At 40.9% G+C, this 3,971-nt stretch carries 2 protein-coding genes; both read right to left on the reverse strand.

Going from position 1 to position 3,971, the window contains the following annotated elements:
• The coding region (locus VF500_RS14685; protein WP_330860383.1) for an AMP-binding protein at window positions 1-2,258 on the reverse strand (2,258 nt) is incomplete at its 3' end.
• 36 nt (window positions 2,259-2,294) lie between these two features.
• Window positions 2,295-3,917, reverse strand: coding sequence for an MBL fold metallo-hydrolase (locus VF500_RS14690; RefSeq protein WP_330860384.1), 1,623 nt, complete (start codon window positions 3,915-3,917; stop codon window positions 2,295-2,297).
• Window positions 3,918-3,971: the final 54 nt, after the last annotated feature.

The raw sequence follows: 3,971 nt of genomic DNA on the forward strand, positions 1-3,971 counted from the left end.
GTACTCTCAGTTGGGCCGTAAGCATTGATTAACCTTACCCCTTGCGATTGCAAATATCTTCCTGTCGTTTCGTTCAAAGCCTCGCCTGCTGATACTATTGTTTTAACAGACCCTAAAGAATCGGCTATGGCCTGCTGAAATGAAGGCGGTATCACCGCCAATTCAACCTTTTGCTTATCAAGCAGTCTTTTAAATTCTTCTGCTGATAGGATTGCTTCTTTTTTGCATAACACCAAACAACCACCGCTTAGCAGCGTATTGAAAATCTCGTAACATGAAGCATCAAAGCCAATGGAGGCAAACTGTAGTGTACGCATGCCTGGTACTAACCGTAAGGCTACAGCCTGCCCGGCGGCAAGATTTACAACTCCCCCATGCTCAACCATCACCCCTTTGGGTTTACCGGTTGAGCCAGAGGTATACATTACATACGCGAGTTGATTTTGGTTTATAACGGTGTTTAAGTTTTCGCTGCTTTGAATTTCTATGAGCGGTTCGTTATCCAGTTCAACAATCATTGCATCCAGATCGCGCAATAACGCACTGCCTGTACTGCTGCTCAGGATGATCTTTGCGCCAGTATCATTAAGGATATAATTTATCCGTTCTTTAGGGTAATCAATATCAACCGGTACATAAGCACCGCCAGCTTTCAATATGCCAAGGATGCCGGCAATCATATCAGTACCACGCTCTATGCAAACGGCTACCAATGTTTCATTCCCCACGCCCAGGCCTTTCAGGTAATTGGCAATTTTGTTCGCTCTTTGGTTAAGTGAATTATAGCTTATTACTTCATCATCAAACCTCAATGCGATAGCTTCACTACGAACATTTACCTGGTTTTCAAAAGCCGATATTATTGTTTTATGTTGAGCTATATCCTCATTAAGTTCCTGAGCGGATGTGCTGAATACGGATAGCCGATCATTTTCCCTCAACGGTAAAATGCCGATGCTGCCAATATTTTTATTGAGTGTTTTCGGAAATTGTGTAATAATGTACAAAATACGCTCACCCAGCAGCGCTATTTCCTCTTCTGTAAAATACTCATAACAAAATTGGATCTGTAACGCTAAGCGTTGTTGCTTGTAATAATCGCGCCAGCATAGTTGTAAAGGTGTGCGTTCACTATCATTAGGCAGGCGTAAAAGATCTGATTCTATTTTTTCACCAAAATTTAAATCAAAATCAAATGGCTCGTAGTTTACAACTACATCATACAAATTATCAGTTGCCGAATTGATTTTAAGGGCTCTGCCTAAATCTTCAACCTGGTAATTATAATGGCGGTAATCCTGTTTTTGAGTGCTTATAATTTCAGCAAGCAAATCGCTTAATGTTTGCCCGGTACTATAAATTCCTTTAAATGGCAGGGCGCCTGTAAAAATACCTACTGTATTTCGTTGCTGTCTTGATCCCCTTTTGTGAACAGGGGTACCAAATATAAACTCATTTAATGGGGTAATGTTCCCGAAATAGATAAGTAAAGCAGCAATAGTTAGTTGTTGCAAATTGGCATTGCAAACACTCTGGATATGTTCCATCTGTATTTTCCGGTTATCTGTAAGATCGATACTATAAGTAGCACCTATACTGTTTTCCCGGTTGTATTGAGGATATTTTTTCGCAAGCAGCTTTTCTGGCTTAACTGCAAATTTGCCTTTCCAATAGTCGCCGTCCTTTTTATAACTATCAGAATCGTAATATTCGTTGGCACTTACAGTTTCGGCATGGTATGATGGTGCATTTAAAATAAGCGGCTCACCTGTAATAAGTGATCTATATTTTTCGGACAGGTACCGGATACTTACTATAAAACCGTAGCCATCAATAATTAAATGATGATATTTTAATAAAAGCCAATGCTCGTTTTCTGAAATTTTTACCAGGTAATGTTCAAATGGAGCAACGTCGTTTGTCAGTTTAAACGGAGCACTAAAAATTTGAAGCATCCACACTTTAGCTTCAGCTTCAGGGTAAGTTTGGCCGCTAAAATCAGCTTCAATTAATTCTGCTTCGTTAAAATCACTTTCAAACTGGTAAGAAAGATCTGCAGAATTTAAGTCAAATCGCATTTTAAAGGCATCAAATACCTGCGGAAGCGAACCTATTGTAGCATGAAGCTTTTCCACGTTTAAATCACCCCTTAATATGATATAAGCCCCAATATTATATTGTGGGCTATTCATATGTAAAAGCTGATCAACGTAAACTTCCCGTTGTGCGGGATGTAGTGGAAATTGAAGCCTGGACATGTTGTTATTTTTCTGAAAGCCTAAACGGCCTGAGGGTTATTGTTCAATAAGACTATCAACCTGCTTATTGTACAAGAGTTCTTTTTCGCCATAAAGGCGTTCGGCAATTATACCCCGGTCTGTGCACAGCTTTACCAGCTTGTCAGATTGTACAATGGGGTTTGACTCGTCGGTATACTTAATGCTGCTGATAAATTCAACCCAGGGCTCCTGGCCCATGGCGTACACGTAGGCTTCTTTTGGATGGAAAATATCGATAAGAGCCATTCCCTTATCGCAATCAGAACCGGCAAGACGCCTGCTCCCATCCATATCCCTTGGCAACTTTTTGGTAAGCAAGGGGCCATACAACCATGTTAACGGCGCACCATCACATTCCATACCAATAAAAAGCACATCAACATTACCTATATATTTGTGCACCAGCTCATATAAACGCGGTTCAACAATTCTTGAATCGGCTAAAAAGAGGAGTTTAAAGTCGCCTATTTTTACCAGGTAGCAAGCTTTTGTGAGGATATTCATATCGCTATGCTCACCAATAAAAGGCAAACCAGTGATAATGGCATCGTTAAAATGAATGGTTTGCATTTCGCTGATATCCATCACATTATTAAAACCAATGCTATTGAACATTAACTTCAGATCGGGATCTTCCAGTTTTCCGCTTGATGTACGCGGAACGATCAGGTTTTTGATCTTATGCCTCAAAGGCAGCAGGGTTTCAAACAGGATGTGATCCTGGTGATTGTGAGTGATCAGCACATAATCAATAGTATCCGGGAGGTCAACATCCGAAAAATGCTGAACATCCGAGCTGTAACCATAATAACTGATCAGCGGATCGACAAGGATACTGATATCCTTTGTTTCAACCAGGATACAGGCATGGCCAAAATATCGCATCCTGATCTTGTCGCCGGTATATTTTTCATAGGCAGGCGGAGGTGTTTCTGTAAAAAAGGTTTTAAACAGCGGCTCCTGCTCAGGAGTGATACAGCAGATCTCTTTGATAGCTGCGTAGCTGTTAGATGTGCGCTTCATTTTGGCCAAAGCATCAATGCTGGCATGGTCAAACGGCACATCCAGGCTTAACACATCAGGTTCGGTAAGGCGTGGCGTACTGAGGCAAAAAGGGCGTTCATCGTTGTTGGTGATCCACATGGCCAGGCTTTGGGAGCTTTTATTATAAAACTCACTCTGGTATAATAACGATTCAAAAAATCTGAACCCGGGATTGTTATTCCTATCGTAATACAGCTCAACATAACCTCTTAAAATTTCGGGCACTTTAGCGTACAGGTCTTCTAAACCATAACCGGTTGCTTCACTATCCAGTAATTTATCCAACGCTTTTATTGCTTTGGCAAACTCAATAACCTTTTTTTGCTTTTCAAGCGATTGCTTCTCCAGTTCCGTTACTTCATCTATTCTCCCGCCGCCAAAATCCATAAAGGGGCCGCCTTTCATTTTAGGGTTAAGCACAGCATTGGCGTGAATAGCCGGGGCCATCAAATACGATTCGATAATAGCCAAATGCCTTCCAACTATATTCATGGCGGCAGTTGCCGGAGAAATCAGGTGACTCCAGGCGTACCATTTATCTACCAATGGTTCAATCACCACATTGGGTTTCAGATATAATTGTTCCTCATTCATGACTAAAATTTTTCTAATTGTGTATTAGCTTTTCAGTAATGGCATTGATAATAA

Source organism: Mucilaginibacter sp., assembly GCF_036383575.1.
Lineage (GTDB): Bacteria > Bacteroidota > Bacteroidia > Sphingobacteriales > Sphingobacteriaceae > Mucilaginibacter.